Raw genomic sequence first — 19612 nt, 5'->3', positions numbered from 1 at the left:
ACTTATTAAAAAATTTTGAAGAAAGGAAAAATATGTCAAGAAAACACAAAGCGCCTATTAGAACAGTTTTGGCAGATCCAGTTTTTAACATGGTTGTAGTTACCAAATTGGTAAATACAATTATGCTTGATGGTAAAAAATCAATTGCTCAAAACATAGTTTATTCGGCTTTTGATATTATTAAAGAAAAAACCGGAAGAGAGCCATATGAAGTTTTTCAAGAAGCTCTAAATAACATCACTCCATTGCTTGAAATTAGAACAAGAAGAATTGGTGGATCAAACTACCAAGTTCCAACTGAAGTTTCAAAAAGAAGACAGCAAACTTTATCACTAAGATGACTTACAAACTATGCAAGACTAAGAAATGAAAAAACTATGGATTTAAGACTTGCAAATGAAATTATTGATGCATCAAATAAAACTGGTGGAGCAATTAAAAAACGAGAGGATACACATAAAATGGCAGAGGCCAATAGAGCTTTTGCACACTTTAGGTGATAATTATGAGTAGAGAATACGATTTAAAAGACTATCGAAACATCGGTATTATGGCTCATATTGATGCTGGTAAAACCACAACTACAGAAAGAATTTTGTTCCACACAGGTAAAATCCATAAAATAGGTGAAACTCATGATGGAGGTTCACAAATGGATTTTATGGCTCAAGAAAAAGAGCGTGGAATTACAATAACCTCAGCTGCTACAACAGCTTTTTGAAGAGGTAAAAGAATTAATATTATAGATACCCCAGGACACGTTGACTTTACAGTCGAAGTTGAAAGATCACTAAGAGTTCTTGATGGAGCGGTTGCTGTTTTAGATGCTCAATCAGGAGTTGAGCCTCAAACTGAAACTGTTTGAAGACAAGCTACTAACTACAAAGTTCCGAGAATTGTTTTTGTTAACAAAATGGACAAAGCAGGAGCTAATTTAGAAGAGTCAATCAAAAGTGTTAAAACAAGATTAAACGGAAATGCAGTTGCTATCCAACTTAATATGGGTAGTGAATCTGATTATCGCGGACACATTGATTTAGTTGAAATGAAAGCTTGAGAATTTGATGGAAAACCTGAAGAAAATGGTAAAGAAATTGAAATTCCAGCTGAATATTTAGAAGCTGCACAAATTGAAAGAAGTAAATTAATTGAAGCTGTATCATCTTTTGATGATGAAGTTATGATGCTTGCTTTAGAAGAGCAAGAAATTCCAGTTGATCTTTTAAAATCAGCAATTAGAAAAGCTACTTTAACATCTGAGTTTTTCCCAGTTGTTTGTGGAACTGCTTTTAAAAACAAAGGTGTAAAAGCAATGATTGATGCAGTTGTTGATTATCTACCTTCTCCACTTGATGTTCCTGCTATTAAAGGATATTTCCAAGAAAAAGAAGTTTTAGTTACAGCTAGTGATGAAAATGATTTTTCAGCTTTAGCTTTTAAAATTATGAATGATCCTTTTGTTGGTTCATTGACATTCTTTAGAGTTTATTCAGGAATTTTATCAAAAGGAAGCTATGTTTACAATACAACTAAAGATAAAAAAGAGCGTATTGGTAGAATTTTACAAATGCATGCTAACTCTCGTGAAGAAATCGATGAAGTTAGAACAGGTGATATAGCAGCTGCAGTTGGTCTAAAAGATACCACTACAGGAGATACCATTGTTGGTGATAAATCAAAACACATTATCTTAGAAAAAATGGTTTTTCCAGAGCCAGTTATTTCTCAGGCTCTTGAACCTGAATCAAAAGCAGCTACTGAAAAACTTTCTCTAGGACTACAAAAACTAGCAGCTGAAGATCCTACTTTTAGAACCTTTACAGACACTGAAACAGGACAGACCATTATAGCTGGTATGGGTGAGCTTCACCTTGATATTATTGTTGATAGACTAAGAAGAGAATTTGGTGTTCAAGTTAAAGTTGGAGCTCCTCAAGTTTCTTATAGAGAAACAATTACAGCAAAAGCTGATGTTGAAGGAAAATACATCAAACAATCTGGTGGTAAAGGTCAATATGGACATGTTTGAATTACTTTTGAACCAAATCCAAACAATGGTTTTGAATTTGTTGACAAAATTGTTGGTGGAAAAATTCCTAAAGAATACATCAAAACTATCCAAAAAGGTCTTGAAGAAAAAATGGCTTCAGGGATTTTGGCCGGTTATCCAATGATTGATTTAAAAGCTACTTTATTTGATGGTTCTTACCATGAAGTTGACTCCTCTGAAATGGCTTATAAAATAGCAGCTTCTATGGCTCTAACAAAAGCTAAAGATCTTATAAAAACTGTTTTACTTGAGCCTATTATGGATGTTTCAGTTGTTTTCCCTAAAGAATACTATGGAGATGTTGTTGGTGATCTTTCAAGAAGAAGAGGACAAATCATCAATGATGAAACTAGATCTGATGGAGCTAGTGTTATTAAATCACATGTTCCTTTAAGTGAAATGTTTGGTTATGCAACTGATCTTCGTTCTATGACTAAAGGAAGAGGAACTTACCAAATGCACTTTGATCACTATGAAAGAACTCCAAGAAACATAGCTGATGAAATCATTAAAAAAAGAAACATTAAAAACTAATTTTAAATTAAATTTTTAATTACAAATAAACACAGCATTAACTTGTGTTTATTTTTTAATTTTAATCTTTTGAATTAATTTTGAAAATCTAATTTAAGCTTTAATTTTTGCTATCATAAAATAACTTTTAAAGTTAAAAATATGGCAAAAAAGAGTCAATATTTTTAATTTTATTTTATCTATGATAAAAATTGATATAATTACAAAAGAAAAAAGGAGAGTATCTTGGCTTCACATTTTAATAGAGAAATTGATTTTAAAATTTTTGAAAATGAATGAAAAAATAATAAAAATCAAAAAAAAATTATTCTAGCTTTTCTAGCATTTTTGCTTTTTATTGCACTTTATAGCCTAATTATCATTAGTGTAAAAATTGCTTTTAAGCAAAGCTATTTTGATTTTTTACTTAAAAATAGCAAAAACAACAACATTAATGAAGAAAATGTTGCTGGAATATTTTTTGGTAATTATCTTGCAACAAACACCATTATTGCAATTGGCTTTTTAATTTCTTTTTACTTAATTTTTAAATCCTATGTTATCACTATTAAAAAAAATTCTTTCCATCTTTTAAGTAACTCATCAAAAATTATCTTTTTTATTTTTTCATTTGTTAGTTTTTACAATGTTTATTTATTGTTTAAAGGCATTAGTGAAGGCTTTAATAATGTATTGGCCGGCGATATTATGGATTATTTCTATATTATCCTATTAGTTGCTTATGGTTTTTTATTAAAACAATATGATTTAATTAGAAATAAATATTTCAAAATTTATGTTGAAGAAAATGCAAGAATTCTCTCAGAAGAGCTAGCTAGAAACTTAGCTAGTGGGTCAATGTCAAATAATTTTGTTCCTTTTGATCAATTTATCTCAAACATGATGTATGAACAACAAAGACGAGCTCAAAGTGGCAGTCAAACTAATAGAACTTATGAAAATTTTGATCAACAAAAATCACAAGTTCCTAGTGAAGAAAAAGATGAACAAATTAAAAAATTAAATAATTTATCAAGAGAAAATTTAAATAAAATAGCTGAAAAATTAGAAATTTTTGGCTATGAAAGCATGAATAAAGATGAGTTAGTTGAAAAAATTTATCGAATTTATTTAGCTCAAAAAACTGAAAACTCAAATTAAAAAAGGCTTTTAATTTAATACTAAAAAAATAACAAAATATAGTAAAAGTTTTTATTGTATAAACTGGGACAAAAAAATAAAAAACACTTTTTAAAATATACTTTAAATAGGAGTGTTTATGAAACAACTAAAACCAGAACAATGAAAGAAATGATTTTCATTATATGAAGAATTTTATGATGGAAAAATTAATATAAAAAAATATATATTTTTAGTAAACAAAAATATTGGTAAAGATTGAAAAAATACATATGTAAAATCTTGATTTTTCAAAAAATATTCTGCTTTTCAAAAAGATGAACAATCTTTAATTTCACAAACTGGCAAATCTACAGCTAACAAAAAAAATAACGGTAGACCACCAAAAAGAAAAGAAGTTAATGAATATACAAGAGAAGAATTAGAAGAGATTGTTAAAATTTATAGAATAATTTTTGATGACATTAGTGAAAAAGAAATTCGAAAAAAAATTAAAGAACATAAAGATAAAGAAAAAATATTAACTAAAATTTCATGAAAAGAATTTCTCTTTTCAAAATCAACATATTATTCTTGAAAAAAACCTAAACTTGCAGAGCCGAAAAAAGATCAAGAAATTGAAGAAATTATTAGAAAATCATTTCATGAAAACAAAGGTATATTTGGTAGAAAAAGATTAGAAATTTATATTCAAAATAAATATAAAAGGTATATAAACTATCGAAAAATAGGTAGAATTTTGCTTAAATTAAATCTTTTTTGCAAAATTAGAAGAGCAAAAAGAAAAAATGAAATTAAAAATCTTAATACTAAATATCAAAATCTAATTCAAAGAGACTACAATGGCAAATTTAACAACATAGTTGCCACTGATGTAACTTATATTCCAAGCCCCAAAGATGCAATTAACAATCATGTTTATTTATCGATTGCAATTCATCATCAAAGCAAGAAAATAATTAATTGAAATCTAAGTAAAAGAAATGATGTTAAGTTAGTTTTAGATCATATTTCTAAAATCAAATTTGATAAAGAGTGAATAATTCACTCAGATCATGGAAGTCAATATTCATCAAATCAGTATAGTGAAATTATTAAAGAAAACAATGGGATAATTTCAATGAGTAGAATCGCAAATTCACTTGATAATCGAGAAGCAGAATATTTCTTTTCAAATATCAAAAGTGAGTGCTTAAATGATCTAAAAATTTCAAAATTATCATTCAAAGAATTGCAAGAAATTATTCAAAATTATATTGACTGATACAATAATGAAAGATTACAATCAATCTTAGAATGAAAAACACCTCAACAAAGCTGAGATGTTCTAAGTGTTTTTTAAATAGTCACTTTTTTTGTCCTAGTTTAGTATTTTGTTTTTTTTATTATAATCATACTTATGAAATTCACAAATAACTCAATGGCTAAATTATTCAACATTAAATTACAATTATTTTCTGTTTTAAACTATCCAGATTTACCAAACACTCCTGAAGAGTCATTGCAGGATATTTTTGATAATTTTTCTCTTCAGTTTATTAAAGAGTAATTTTTTAATGATTAAAATTAAACTTTAATAAACCTCAATTGCTTATCTAAATTTTTACAATTACTTACTATTTTTCAATAGTTAAGTTTAATTTTTTAACCAATTAGGAGAAAAATTAATATATGAATAACATTAATACCACATTAATTGAAGGTAGAAAATCTCACTCGAAATTCCATATAAGTTTAAAAAACGTTGATAAAAATTATGGAGACAAAAAAATACTCGATGATGTTAATCTAAGTATTAAAAAAGGCGAATTTGTTACTTTACTTGGTCCATCGGGTTCAGGAAAAACAACTATTTTACGTCTAATAGGCGGTTTTGAATGAACAACTAGAGGAGAAATTCTTTTTGATGGCCTTGACATCAAAGACCTTTCACCACACAAAAGAGAAACTTCAACTATTTTCCAGGACTATGCTCTTTTTCAACATCTTAGTGTAACTGGAAATATTAAATATGGCCTAAAGCTAAAAAGATATCCAAAAGATCCTTCTAGCATAGATCCAGGAATTTATAAAAATCTAGAAAAAAAGAAAAAAGAATGAGAAAAATTTGCCAAAAGCAAAATGAAACAACTAGATAAAACTCAAGAAGAATATGAAAAAATTTTAAAATCAAAAAATCTCTCTCGTGGCAAAAGACAAAAATACCAAAGTTGATTAGATGACTCTGATTTTAAATATTCTTATTGAGAAACTTATGTTGTTAACAAAGTTGAACAATTTGAAAAACATCATTTAACTAGAAAAATTACTAAAGATGAAATCAATGAAGAAATAACTAAAATGATTAAGCTAGTTGGACTAGAGGGCTCTGAAAATAAAAAAATTTCAGAGCTTTCAGGAGGAATGAAACAAAGAGTAGCTCTTGCTAGATCTTTAGTTATTGAACCTGAAATTTTACTTTTAGATGAGCCTCTTTCTGCTTTGGATGCCAAAATTAGAACCAAAATGCAAAGACTTTTAATTGAACTACAAAAGAAAATTGGAATCACCTTTATTTTTGTTACCCATGATCAAGATGAAGCTTTAGAGCTCTCAGATAGAATTGCCGTTATTAGAGATGGAAAAATCGAGCAATTTGACACACCAAAACAAATCTATGACTATCCAATTAACAAATGAGTTGCCAATTTTATTGGTGAGGCTAATTTCTTTGATGTTAGATTTGTTGAAAAAAATAAAGCTTTACTTTTAGGAAAACACATTCCAACAATCCATACTGAATTTGAAGAGGGACAAAAATTAGATGGCCTTATTAGACCAGAGGACATTGACATTTCTTTAGAAAAAGGACACTTTGAAGGGGTTGTTGAAAAAATAATTTATAAAGGTTCATATTACTTTATTAGCGTTAATGTAGAGGGTAAAATAATTGAAGTTGAAACTAATGACTACTTTGAAGTAGGTAAAAAAGTTTGAATAACTTGAGACTTAGATGCACTTCATTTAATGGCAAAAGATCACAAAGGATTTATGGCCAATGATTTCTAAATTAGATAAATTAAAAAGTGCCTTAAAATCTCGACCAAGACTAGCTTTACTTTTACCTTACATAATTATTGCCCTTCTTTTTATAGTTTTACCTTTTTTTATCCTTTTAGTAATTTCACTTAAACCAGCTGCTGCTGATTTTGACAATTGAAAAATTGTCAAAGATAGCTCTACTTGAGTTATTATGTGACGAAGCGTTTGAATGGGAATAGTTACGGCCCTTATTTGTCTTTTGTTAGGTTTTCCATACGCTTTTTTTGTCTCAACTTCCAAGTCAAAGAGCTTTAAATTCTATGCAATTTCACTAATCATAAGTCCTCTTATTATTTTCACAATAGCCAAAGCTTTAGCTCTTAGAGGAATGTTTACTCTTCTTTTTGATGAAAGAAAAATCAACAGTGAATGATTTATGGTCTTAGGTATGATTTATTTAAATTTACCTTTTATGATTATTCCTTTATATTCAGTTTTTAGAGACATGAACCCTAACATTTTAGAAGTTTCTTATGATCTTGGTTACAACAAATTTTTAACTCTTATAAAAGTTGTTTTACCTTATGGGATAAAAGCTATTTTTTCAGGAGTTGGACTTGTATTTTTAATGGCAGCTTCAAGTGTTATTATTAGCGACAAGCTTCTTTCAAATGGTTTTCAACACCAACTTATAGGTAATGTTATAAACCAACATGTTAATCCATCAAATCCTTTTGACATGGCTAGAGCTTCAACACTTGTTTTAATTACAACTATTGTTTTAATGAGCTTTTATAGTCTAATTTATCTAGTTCCAATGCTTGTACTAAAATTGAAAGGAATAAACTATGACTAATTTAATAAATTTTTTAAAAAAATTTGAATTTGTTAAAAAAAGTTACATTTGAATTATTTTAATTTTGTTTTACATTCCTTTAATTTATGGCTTTGTTTTTTCTTTTAATAGTGAACCTAAAAAAGGAAGTGTTTCTCTTTTATCTTGAAATGGCTTTAGTTCAAAAGGATGATTAGAACTTTTTTCTGATGAAAGAGTTAACGGATTGGCCAATTCCTTTTTAATTGCAATTATTAACTCATTTTTTGTAATTGTAATTTCTCTTATTTCAGTTTTTGCCATTTGAAATCAAAAAAATAAAATGGCCAAAGCTGGAAAAAACTTTATGCACTATAGCTCATCTGTTCCTTTAATTAACCCAGATATTGTCACAGCTGTTGCACTAACTTTAGTTTTTAGTATCTTTTTTGGAACTCTTTATGCCTCAAGTGAGTCATTTTACAGAAGTGTAATTGCCCACATTGTAATGTCACTTCCTTATGGAATTATGCTTATGTATCCAAGAAGTGAAAAGTTTAACAAAAACTTACTAGAGGCCTCTTATGATCTTGGATATGGAAAAATTAAGAGCTGATTCAAAATCTACTTTGTTTATATGCTTTCAAGTATTGTTTTTGTTTTTGTTATTACTTCATTTCTTTCTTTTGATGATTTTATCATCACAAGAATCACCTCAAATACCTCAACAATAGGAACTCAGCTCTATGAAGGATCATTTCAAACATGAGCTCTTGCTTTAGGGGCGATCATGCTTTTATTTGTAGTTTTAGGAAATGCTCTTTATTTAAGTTATAAAAATGCTGGTTCATTTAAATCTTTATTTAATAGAACTAATAACTTAATTAAAAGCAAAGTTAATTTCAAGGAGGCTAAAAATGAGATTTAAAAAGGCTTTTATAACAATGGCTATTTCAAGTGCACTAATAGCTATTGCTGGTGTTTTTTCAACAGCTGTTTATCTAAAGTCAAAAAATAACTATCGACCAACAATTATGAACTATGAAGCTTATATTTCTCCTGAAGGAAGAAACAAAATCAATGAAAGTGGTTATAAATATCAAGAATTTGGTGAACTAAATGAATTTTCAAGAGCCTTTGACTCTGCTAAGGCAGTAGCTGGTTTTGGTTCTGATTTTCAAATAGCAAGGCTTATTAAAAATAAAAAACTTTCAAAAATTGACTATGAAGTTATTTTAAATCAACGTAACCTTCTAAAAGAACAAGACTTTGAAGTTGTAAAAAACTCAAAAAATGAGGAAATTAGACGAGTTAAAAAAGAAAAGGTTTTAAGTTTTTTTAGACCAGAAACAGTTGAGCACATGCAAGGCTACGATCAATATTTAGTAGATGAAAACAACAAAAGAATAGATCTAGACCAAGATGGAAAAGCAGATGAAATGTGAGAATTTATGATTCCTTATTACATCCAAGACAAAGTAGTGGCCTATAGTGTTGGAGATTATCAAAAAAGCGATGGCACCAAAGCTAGTCTAAGAGCCTCTTCTAAAAACTTAAGTGATCAAGAAAAAGAAAAAGGACTGCGCTTTGATGATCAAAGCTGAAAAGGAATTTTAAATACTCTAAAAAATAAAGGCTATTCGAAATTTGGTTGAACTGAATCTGCTAGAGATAATTTATTAATTGGCTCATCTTTAGAAAAAAATGGCTATAGTGGAGAGCCAACTGAAAAAAATTATTCAAAACAAATTGATGGTTTTTTAAAAATTGTTGAACAAGGAACTGGCTCATCAATTAAAGATAGTAAAACAAATGCTCTAACTACAAGTGGACTAGCTCTATTGGAGTCTTTAATTGATCCTAATCTTTTAAATGAAGTTGGAATAATTTATAACGGAGATGCAATTGATGGACTTTTTTCATCTGATAACTTTGCCAATGTTGAAGATGGTCAGTCAATTAGATTTATTAGACCTAAAAAAAATATTACTTTAATGGAAGGTTTTATTCTCTCTTCTGCTAATTCAAAAGAAGAAAACAAAAAAATACTTCAAGTAATCTATGATGCTGTTTACAAAGGAGCAGATTATAGCGTTGATGAGCTTGTTGAACATAGTGCTAGTTTTAAAAAAGTTACTAAAGGCAAAAATAATCCTCAAGCTCAAGAACAATATGGACTTGTTCTTGACTATAGCGCTCTTCCAATTCTTAGAAATTTCGACTACATTAACTACAGCCCAACTTGAAAAAGTGATTTTGAATATTTTAAAAGATATTACTTTAATGACAACACCTCAGATGAATATTACACAATTGATGAAGAGTCTAAAGTCTCAGATGAGCCTGAGAGCATTATTTTAAATGAAAATGGAGAGCTTTGAAGCACTCAAGAAATTAAAACAAATATTGCAGATATCAAAAATTTAAACATCTCAACTCAAGAAGAACATGCAACAAAATTGCTTTTAAATCTTTATATTACTCAACAGAAAAAACAAAGTGTTTATGGAACTTTTGTTGATGAAAACACTGCTCCAGAAGATATCTACGAAGTAGTTTATGAAAGAATAAAACCAATAGATGATAAGCTTAGAACAGAGATAATAAGTGAATATAACTCAAAAACTAAAGGTTAATTTTTAAAAATAAGTTAGGTAAAAGCTAACTTATTTTTTTATCAAATTTTATTTTAATTAAAAATTAATTTTTGATATATATTTTTATAAATATGAATCAAAAATATCTTAACATTGCAAAGCATTTAAACAACGTAGCAATTAATGAAAAATCAAAAGAAAAAGACCAACCAAAAGTTAATTTAATTGTTGATGTTTTAAGAAAAATTTGATTTATAGTTGTCCTATCTTTTATAATTTTGTCTTTTTTATTACTTATTATTGACAAAAAATTCATAGCTAGTAACAAAAGTTTTTTTCTAGTTATTGAACTTACAATTTTCTTTGTTTTATTAGTTGACTTTTTTTTATGAACTTTTACATATCCATATAGAAAAAATGGAAAGCTTATTTCTATGATAATTTTTCCTTTTACATTTACAGGCATTTTATTAGTAAGCTCTTTTGTGCCTAGCATTTGAATACTTGAGGCTTTTATAGAAAACAAAGACATAAATGTTGAATTACAAAATAACAAAGTACCTAAAACTTTTGAAATTAGTCAAGTATTAAGCTTTCTTCGATCTTTGGTTTTTTTAAGAGTTGGAAGAGTTTTGATGCTTTTACAAGTTTTTGAGCCATTTAAAATTTTGTATAGAGCTTTTAAAAATGAGAAAAAAATTTTAATTTCCCTTTTTGTTTTTATCATTATTTTAATTTTAATTTTTTCACTAATCATTTATTCAGTAGAAACAATTGGTGAAAATGCAAATCCAAATATTAAAAACTATTGAGATGCAATTTATTTTACTACTATTTCAATGACAACAATTGGTTATGGTGATATCTCCCCTGTTACTACAAACGGAAAAATTATTATAGTTATTATTTCAATTATAGGTATTGCTTTATTTGCAATTCCATCAGGGGTTATTGCAGGGGCTTTTCTAGCTGAGATTCAAAAGAAAATTAATAACCAAAATAATAATGAAGAAGAAAACTTTTTTAAAAAACTTAATCCTCTTGAAAAAGTTAAATTTATTTTCTTTTGTCAAGATGATTCTAAAAAACAAAAACAAAAAGAAGCTATTGTCAATGATAAAAATATCCCTAAGGCAAAAAATAAATAATTTTAGCTATATTCTAAAATCATAATAAAAACTAACTTTTAATTAAATTAAATAGCTTAGCTTTATTTCTAATAAAGATTCTGAGCAATAATTTAAATATCATTTTGATGCTTTATTTGTTTTAAATTACTTAATTTAAAAAAATTAGAGTAAAAGAAAAGCAATATTAGTCAATAAAAGTATTAACTAAAAATGTTGTTGATAATATACAATCTTTCATATATAAGTAGATAAACAAGAAAATATAAATAAACTAGGACAAGAAATTAAACTCTTGTCCTAGTATTTTTAAAAGCCATTTTTATTTTTTGAAAAAACAAAAGTGCAAGGATTTTTTGCACTTTTGTTAAATATTAAAATTATTTATTGATGTAGTAATTAAATCAAATGTAGTGATGATCAGGTCCTATTTCAGGGAAATCATGTCTTTTATTAATGTTTTTAACTCAATGTTTGAATTCTAAGTCTACTTTTTCAGTTCCTTTTAAGCGACGGTGGAATCAGTAAGTTTGATCGTCTTTTTCTCCAACTACCTTAGAGTGAGTTCACTGTACAACTAAATGTGCATTTGCCAATCTATCTTTGTATGTATAGTAGTACTCTTCAAATTTATAATCTTTTCTTTCTAAAAGTTTACCATTTTGATCAATATATGCAACTGAAGCACCTTTTAAAAGTTCTTTTAAAAAGTCAGTGAAAATTTTAACAGCAGTTGTATTTTCAAAAGTTACATGACCAAATTGAGTAGCTCTTCTAAGTTGTTCATCGGGGCTGTATTTTTTTACTTCTTTTACAAAGTCAGATATTTCCCTAATAGTTACTAATCTTCAGTTAGGTTTTTTAGGCTCAACTTTCTTTTCAATTGGCTTGTAGTTTGAATTTGGTTTTTCTGGATTTTTTACATTAACAAAACTAACTCTAATATATGTTTTGTTAAGATCGTGCATTATTTGAAGTTTTGAAAGTTTGTTAATGTCATCTCTATCATTAAGAGATACTTTATCAAATTTATTTTCTCCAGCAGTTCTTGTATGAACAGTTACAGTTTTTCCGTTGGTTTCTTTGCTTTTGGTTACTTCTCTTCATTGAAATGCTCAATAAGCATTAATTCTATTATTGCTTTGAAGAGGTGAGTAATAGTATTCAGCTAAATAATCTGTACGTTTATAGATTTTGTTTGTATCACTAGTAAATTGAACATTAGAAGATCCATCAACTGTTCCAAGTACATAGAAATTAAAAATCTTGTATGACGAAGTTGAGTCAAATGTTCGTCCATTAAAGTATGAAAGATTTTTAATTCTTTTGTCTACAGAATAAATTTCTTGATTTTTAATTCAATCTTCAACTTCTTCTTTTGAAATTAAAACATGTTTTAAATCAATAGGTTTTTCTTCTTTAGGTTTTTTTATTTCATCTTCAAATTTTTTAACATTTTCAAATATTTTTTGATAAATTGAAGATAAAAATACCTCTACATCTTTATGATTTTCTTTTTTTAAATCAAATCCTTCAGTTAGCCACTCATAACCTTTTTTAGCTACTCCCACTACTTGTTTAAGAGAATCAATTCTTGCTTGTCCGTCTTTAGCAATTTGCGAAATTTTTGTAAAGTACTCATTTTTTATTGCTTTTAACTCATCAACAGAAGAAATCAATTTTTTAGCAATTTTTACAGAAGGTAAAGCATCATTAATTCACTCATCTGTCTTAATAGGGGCAAATTTCAATTCATTTAAAGCAACATCACTTTCAAAAATGTATTTGTTTTCTGCATAGAATTTTAAAAATTCTTGATCTAGCTTAGAAAGTTCTTCAAATTATTTTTCTTTAGAATAAGAATCTAGAGAAAGACTTTTAAGTTTTTCAGCACTTGTTAAAGTTGTTAATAATTCTTTTTGCTTATTAAGAAATTTGAAAAGTTTTTGAGCTGTATCAATAACAAGTTTTTCATCAACAACTTTTTTCTCTGGCTCTTGAGGTTTTGCTGGAGGCTCTGGTGTTTCTGGCTTTGTTTCAGGAGCTTTTGGATCTTCAGGTTTTGCTGGAGGCTGTGGAGTCTCAGGAGTTTTTGGAGACTCTGGCTTTGTTTCAGGAGCTTTTGGATCTTCAGGTTTTGCTGGAGGCTGTGGAGTCTCAGGAGCTTTTGGATCTTCAGGTTTTGCTGGAGGCTGTGGAGTCTCAGGAGTTTTTGGATCTTCAGGTTTTGCTGGAGGCTGTGGAGTCTCAGGAGTTTTTGGAGACTCTGGCTTTGTAGCAGGAGGTGGGGTTGTTTGGTTTGAACCACTTCCGTTTCCATCTGTGTTTGGCTTAGATGGATCAGGTTGTGCCTGTTGATTGTTACCACTTTGGCCATTTTGATTTTTTCTAGAAGTTATATTTGTGTCATCTGTACAAGATACAACAGCTATAGGCACTATAGCTAATACACTTAATAATGGAAGTATTAATTTTTTTTTCATAATGTAATATTATACAATTTTTATTAGCTTTTTTTCAATCCAAACGCAACCTAAACTTAGAAAATCGCTTTGACTTATTTAAAATTTATTGTACTTAATATAAAGTTTTTTCATTTCAAAGTTTAAATTAGGCTTATATTTCATATTAAATTTGATATTTTTCATATTTTTACATTAAATTAGATGAAATTTTTATTAGATTTTGAGCTTTTTTATAAAATAAAAAATTTAATAAAGTTGTCAAAAGTTAATTAAGAATCCAATTAAACTAATGCATTTTTTAGTAAAAATAACTAACAAAATTTATCTTTTTGAAGTTGATAATAGTTTTTTAATAAAAAAAATTTTGCCCTATATTAGATAAAACTTTTAAAACCATTTGTATTTTGCTTTAGCAATTTCAAATTATTTATTGTAGTAATTGAATCAAATGAAATGATGATCAGGACCTAATTGAGGTAATTCAGGAACTTTATTAATATCATAAGTTCAATATGAGTATTTTAAGGCTCTTCTTTGAGTTCCTTTTAAATAGTGGTGTCATCAAGTAGTTTTATTATCACCTTTTCCTTCTTTTTTGGTATTACTTCATTGCACAACTAAATATGCATTTGCTAAATTATTTTTATAATCATAGTAATACTCTTCAAATTTATATTCTTGTCTTTCTAAAAGATTTCCATCTTTATCAATATATGCAATTGAAGCACTTTTTAGTAGATTTTGTAGATAATCAGTAAAGATCTTAACAGCGGCTCTATTTTCGAAAGTTACATGGCCAAACTGAGCAGCTCTTCTAAGTTGCTCTTCAGAGCTATATTTTTTTACTTCTCTTACAAAAGTATTAATTTCGTTAACACTTACTAGTCTTCAATCGGGTTTTTTAACTTCAGGTTTAATTTTTGCTGGTTTATATTTTGGAACTGGATTTGTTGGTTTTGCTACATTAATATAACTTACTCTAATATATGCTTTTAGAATATTGTTCATAGTCGAAAGCTTTGAAAGATTTTCAATGTTATTTCTATTGTGATGAGACTCTACAGTAAATCGATTTTCGCCATCAGTTCTTGTATGAACAGTTAAATTATGTCAATCAGTTTCTTTATTTTTAGTTACATCTCTTCATTGAAATAATCAAAAAGCATTAATTTTATTAGTGCTTTGAGAAACTCTAGAATGTTCTTCTGATAAAAAATCTACTTGTTTATAGATTGGATATAAAACATTTTTTTCATTAGTAAATTTAACATAAGAAGAACCATCAATTGTTTTAACTATATAATTTTTAAAAACATTGTATGACAAAGTTGAGTCAAATGTTCGTCCATTAAAGTGTGAAAGGCTTTTAATTCTATTATCTAAAGAATAAATTTCTTGATTTTGAATTCAATCTTCAACTTCTTCTTTTGAAATTAAAACTTGCTTTAAGTCAATTGGTTTTTCTTCTTTTGGCTGAGAAGGTTTTGGATTTACATTAGGTTTTTCTTCTTTTGGTTTTGAAGGCTTTTCAAAATCAGTAATTGCTAATTCATTACCAAATTGTTTAACATATGGAAATAATTTTTCATAAATTTGAATTAAATGCATCTCTAATTCTTTGTGTTTTTCATTCGTTAAATCAAGTCCTTGAGTTAATCATCCATAACCTTTTTTGGCTACTTCAACAGCTTCTCTAATAGATTCAATTCTTAATTTATCTTTCTTTTGAGTAATTAAAAAAACTTTTCCATAATATTCTTCTAATATTGTTTTTAACTCAATGAAAGAAGAAAATATTTTTTTGGCAATTTTTACAGCAGGTAAAACATCATTAATTCACTCATCTGTCTTAATAGGAGCAAAATTCAATTCTTTTAAAGCAACATCACTTTCAAAAATGTATTTGTTTTCTGTATAGAATTTTATAAATTCTTCATCTAACTTAGAAAGTTGCTCAAATTCTTTAGCATAAGAATCTAGAGAAATCTTTTTAAGTTTATCTTCACTTGTTAAAGTCGTTAATAACTCTTTGTGCTTATTAGCGAATTTTGAAAGTTCTTGAATTTTATCGATAACAAGTTTTTTATCAACAACTTTTTTTTCTGACTCTTTTGGTTCTTGAGATTTTGTAGGATCCTCTGGCTTTGTTTCTGGAGCTTTTGGCTCTTCATTAGGTTTTACTGGAGGCTGTGGAGTCTCAGGAGATTTAGGATCATCTTGCTTTGCTTCAGGAGCTTTTGGCTCTTGAGGTTTTGCTGGAGACTCTGGCTTTATAACAGGAGGTGGGGTTGTTTGGTTTGAACCACTTCCGGTTTGGTTTGTGTTAGGCTTAGATTGATCAGGTTGTGCTTGTTGATTGTTAGTATTTTGTCCATTTTCATTTTCTCTACCTGTTTCAAATGTACAAGACACAACAGCCATAGGTACTATAGCTAGGGTAGTTAATAATGTAATTATTAATTTCTTTCTCATAATAGAATATTTTACAATTTTTATTGAATTTTTTTCAATTTCAGAGTGCTTTAAACTTAAAAAAATAATATGAAAATAGTTAATTTGGATAAATTTTTTTAAAAAATAAAAGTCTATTTTATGTAATTTTAAGGATAGTAATATAATTTTTTTATATTGTTAAGTTTGAATTAAAGTTATATTTTGAACAATAAATACTCTATTTTTTTATTTTAGGATAAATTAAATTCAAATTTATTAATCTAATAAAACAAGCAAAATTTTGTTAACAAATAAACCGGGACAGAAAAATAAAAAATACTTTTTAAGTATACTTTAAATAGGAGTGTTTATGAAACAACTAAAACCAGAACAATGAAAGAAATGATTTTCATTATATGAAGAATTTTATGATGGAAAAATTAATATAAAAAATATATATTTTTAGTAAAGAAAAATATCGGTAAAGATTGAAAAAATACATATGTAAAATCTTGATTTTTCAAAAAATATTCTGCTTTTCAAAAAGATGAACAATCTTTAATTTCACAAACTGGCAAATCTACAGCTAACAAAAAAATAACGGTAGACCACCAAAAAAAGAAGTTAATGAATATACAAGAGAAGAATTAGAAGAGATTGTTAAAATTTATAGAATAATTTTTGATGATATTAGTGAAAAATAAATTCAAAAAAAATTAAAGAACATAAAGATAAAGAAAAAATATTAACTAAAATTTCATGAAAAGAATTTCTCTTTTCAAAATCAACATATTATTCTTGAAAAAAACCTAAACTTGCAGAGCCGAAAAAAGATCAAGAAATTGAAGAGATTATCAAAAAATCATTCTATGAAATAAATGTATACAAATTATCAAAAAATAGGCAGAATTTTGCTTAAATTAAATCTTTTTGCAAAAATAGAAAAGCAAAAAGAAAAAATGAAATTAAAAATTCAACACTAAATATCAAAATCTAATACAAAGAAGCTATAACGGTAAATTTAATAACATAGTTGCTAGCAATGTCACTTAAATTCCAAGGCCCAAAGATGCAATTAACAACCATGTTTATTTATCGATTGCAATTCATCATCAAAGCAAAAAAATAATTAACTAAAATTAAGTAAAAGAAATGATGTTAAGTTGGTTTTAGATCATATTTCTAAAATCAAATTTTATAAAGAGTGAATAATTCACTTAGATCATGGAAGTCAATATTGATCTATTCAATATAGCGAAATTATCAAAGAAAATAATGGAGTTATTTTAATGAGTAGAATTGGAAATTCACTTGATAATAGAGAAGCAGAATAGTTCTTTTCAAATATCAAAAGTGAGTGCTTAAATGATCTTAAAATTTAAAAATTATATTCACTAATACAATAATGAAAAATTGCAATTAATCTTAGAATGAAAAACACCTCAACAAATCTGAGATGTTCTAAGTATTTTTTAAATAATCTATTTTTTTGTCCAGTTTAATTTTTTTGTTTGAATTTAAATAATGATTAATTATTATTTTGATTTTAGTTTTTATTTTCATTAATGTTTACAAATTCTTTTTCTTCTTTAATTGCTTTTAAGAAATGTTTTCTTTTGTAATCAATTTTATATTTTATAAATTGTAAAAATAAATATAACAAAAAAATAAAAATAGACTAATAATTTGAATAAGATTTTTAAATCAATAAAGTGCTTCTTCTTGATTTGAAAAAATTTTATCAGAATAAATTAAAGCTAAATATGTAATAAATAAAAAAATACCTATTGAAATAGAGGGAGGAGAAGGACATATTTTTGTTACTTTTTTCATTTTGTAATTAGTATTATTAATAAAAATTTGTTTGAAAAAAAGCGATATATCATAAACAAAAATAAAGTTAAATCTTTTTATTAATTTAGACAAAAATGAAGTTTTATCCCTTTTTATTTTTTTAGCTTTATAAAATTGATTTATATTGTTTAAAATTTGGTTTTTTTTACTTGGATCTTTTTCTAAATAATAAATACCAACTTCATATCATGAATCTATTTTTTTTAAATCATATAAAAAATTTAATCAATCTATAAAATCCTTTTCTTCATATAAGCTTAATTCATGTTGTTTTGTTTTTTTAAATTTTCCAAAGTTTTTTTCATATATTAATATCAATATTTTTTTAAAAAATAAGATTATAAAAGGATGAATAAAAAAATATAATCAAGCTAAAGCAACTGGAAATAAAGTCGTTATGAGATTATATAAAATTTCAATTTGTAAAATTTTTTTTTAAATCAAATATATCAATAGGTGGCAAAAACAATAAGATTGAAATAATTCAAATAAGAAAAGCTAATAAATTTATTCATCTAAAACAATTGATTATTCTACTTATTTTCAATTGTATTTTTAAATCACTAATGCTTGGAATTAAAAATACTTTTATTAAATTTATATAAGTTCTAATTCCGACCAAAAAATCAAAAGTAACATCTTTTGTTGTTATTTTTAAATTAATAAATTTATAAAAATTTTCTTTATCTTTTAGATTCATTTTTTAAATCTCCTATTTAAGTCTAAGCATATATCCTATATCTCATATCATATTTGTTGTTCCAACAATAGAATCTAAAACACTTATAATAGTTCCTATCGGTGAAGCTCAAGTAGTACCAATTAAAATAGCTCTTTTAGAAGTTAAGTTGGTAGAAAATTTCTTTAAAAAATTATTTAAAAATTGGTTTTTAAAAGTTTTTTGAGAAATTTGATCAGCCAATTTTTCAGAAAGTTTTTTTGGAAGCTCACTAAATAATTTATTTCTTGTTTTAGATGGAGAAGTAATTACATTAGCCACTCTTAATAAACCACTCGGACTATCAAAAACATCTCTTTTAAATTTCATTAAATTTTCATATCAATTATCAAAGCCTTTTTCGAAGTTTTCCTTTACTTTATTAAGCTCATAAGAATTTAATTCTTCTTTTATTTCTTTAATTTGTTTTTCAACTTCATATTGTGTATTGAAGCCTTCATTTGTAAAGTAAGTCATAATTCCAGATTGAATTCCTACTGCTATAGCAAGAGGAGTTGATGCTCCAAAGGTAAAAACTGATTGTGCCGAATATCACAAAAACAAAGCTCAAGATGCAGCACTAAGAGTAGCTGATAGAGTATTAAAAGTTTTTAAACCTATTAAGTAATTTTCTAAGTGATATAACAAGTTTTTTGATTTTTTTAAACTCTCATCAAAGTTGCTTTTAATTTTATTAAATTCTACTTTAAGATCATTAATAGTTTGTTTATCAACTACAATATTATTTTCAGTGCTATTTTGGTTATTGTTAGTTGTTGATTTTTTTGGTGGATAGTATCCTCCACCTCCTCATCCACCATCAAAAGGATCTAGTTCATTTGGGTTAAACATTAAAGCTTGTATTTCTGAGCGCCTGTCA

Annotated in this window: 14 protein-coding genes and 1 pseudogene; 11 read left to right on the top strand and 4 right to left on the bottom strand. The window is 26.7% G+C overall.

Features of this window, described 5'->3' with window-relative positions:
* Positions 1-32 precede the first annotated feature (32 nt).
* The 10 genes from rpsG to EXC36_RS02035 all read left to right on the top strand — a co-directional run bounded on the left by rpsG (position 33) and on the right by EXC36_RS02035 (position 11283).
* Entirely contained in the window at positions 33-503 is a 471-nt protein-coding gene (gene rpsG / locus EXC36_RS02075) for a 30S ribosomal protein S7 (protein WP_010925230.1), read from the top strand.
* Positions 504-505: 2 nt separating this feature from the next.
* Positions 506-2584 (top strand): elongation factor G, encoded by a 2079-nt coding sequence (fusA, locus tag EXC36_RS02070; RefSeq protein ID WP_129690234.1) that lies wholly within the window; start codon positions 506-508, stop codon positions 2582-2584.
* 225 nt (positions 2585-2809) lie between these two features.
* Positions 2810-3724 carry a hypothetical protein gene (locus EXC36_RS02065; RefSeq protein WP_129690232.1) on the top strand — a complete coding sequence of 305 codons (915 nt, stop codon included), beginning with the start codon at positions 2810-2812 and terminating at the stop codon, positions 3722-3724.
* Positions 3725-3842: 118 nt separating this feature from the next.
* Positions 3843-5045, top strand: a complete 1203-nt coding sequence (locus EXC36_RS02060) for an IS3-like element IS1138B family transposase (RefSeq protein ID WP_041363864.1) — start codon at positions 3843-3845, stop codon at positions 5043-5045.
* Positions 5046-5102: 57 nt separating this feature from the next.
* A complete protein-coding gene (locus EXC36_RS03980) occupies positions 5103-5252 on the top strand; it encodes a hypothetical protein (protein WP_158304721.1) in 150 nt (49 codons plus the stop codon).
* A 122-nt stretch (positions 5253-5374) separates the two neighbouring features.
* On the top strand, positions 5375-6751 hold the full coding sequence (locus tag EXC36_RS02055; RefSeq protein ID WP_010925226.1) for an ABC transporter ATP-binding protein: 1377 nt from the start codon (positions 5375-5377) through the stop codon (positions 6749-6751).
* Positions 6741-7580 (top strand): ABC transporter permease, encoded by an 840-nt coding sequence (locus EXC36_RS02050; protein WP_010925225.1) that lies wholly within the window; start codon positions 6741-6743, stop codon positions 7578-7580. Before EXC36_RS02055 ends, EXC36_RS02050 begins: the two co-directional genes overlap by 11 nt.
* A complete protein-coding gene (locus EXC36_RS02045; RefSeq protein WP_010925224.1) occupies positions 7573-8466 on the top strand; it encodes an ABC transporter permease in 894 nt (297 codons plus the stop codon). The genes EXC36_RS02050 and EXC36_RS02045 overlap by 8 nt, the downstream gene beginning before the upstream one ends.
* Entirely contained in the window at positions 8456-10174 is a 1719-nt protein-coding gene (locus tag EXC36_RS02040; RefSeq protein ID WP_129690230.1) for a type 2 periplasmic-binding domain-containing protein, read from the top strand. Before EXC36_RS02045 ends, EXC36_RS02040 begins: the two co-directional genes overlap by 11 nt.
* A 92-nt stretch (positions 10175-10266) precedes the next feature.
* On the top strand, positions 10267-11283 hold the full coding sequence (locus EXC36_RS02035; RefSeq protein WP_129690228.1) for a potassium channel family protein: 1017 nt from the start codon (positions 10267-10269) through the stop codon (positions 11281-11283).
* Positions 11284-11642: 359 nt separating this feature from the next.
* Here the strand turns inward: EXC36_RS02035 and EXC36_RS02030 are convergent, their stop codons facing one another.
* From EXC36_RS02030 to EXC36_RS02020, 3 genes are all read right to left on the bottom strand, one after another.
* On the bottom strand, positions 11643-13013 hold the full coding sequence (locus EXC36_RS02030) for a hypothetical protein (protein ID WP_129690226.1): 1371 nt from the start codon (positions 13011-13013) through the stop codon (positions 11643-11645).
* A 90-nt stretch (positions 13014-13103) separates the two neighbouring features.
* Positions 13104-13745, bottom strand: a complete 642-nt coding sequence (locus tag EXC36_RS02025; protein ID WP_129690224.1) for a hypothetical protein — start codon at positions 13743-13745, stop codon at positions 13104-13106.
* A gap of 405 nt (positions 13746-14150) precedes the next feature.
* Positions 14151-16199 (bottom strand): hypothetical protein, encoded by a 2049-nt coding sequence (locus EXC36_RS02020; RefSeq protein ID WP_129690222.1) that lies wholly within the window; start codon positions 16197-16199, stop codon positions 14151-14153.
* Between the two features lie 331 nt (positions 16200-16530).
* On the opposite strand from EXC36_RS02020, the pseudogene EXC36_RS02015 reads away from it, so the two are divergent.
* Positions 16531-17636 (top strand): annotated as a pseudogene (locus tag EXC36_RS02015) (IS3 family transposase).
* Between the two features lie 1090 nt (positions 17637-18726).
* Here the strand turns inward: EXC36_RS02015 and EXC36_RS02005 are convergent.
* Positions 18727-19584 (bottom strand): hypothetical protein, encoded by an 858-nt coding sequence (locus EXC36_RS02005; protein ID WP_129690220.1) that lies wholly within the window; start codon positions 19582-19584, stop codon positions 18727-18729.
* Positions 19585-19612 lie beyond the last annotated feature (28 nt).

It is taken from the genome of Mycoplasmopsis pulmonis, from assembly GCF_900660575.1.
GTDB classification, from domain to species: Bacteria; Bacillota_I; Bacilli_A; order Mycoplasmatales; family Metamycoplasmataceae; genus Mycoplasmopsis_B; species Mycoplasmopsis_B pulmonis.
Note: the sequence above shows the minus strand (reverse complement) of the source record. Positions and strands in the feature narration are given on the sequence as shown.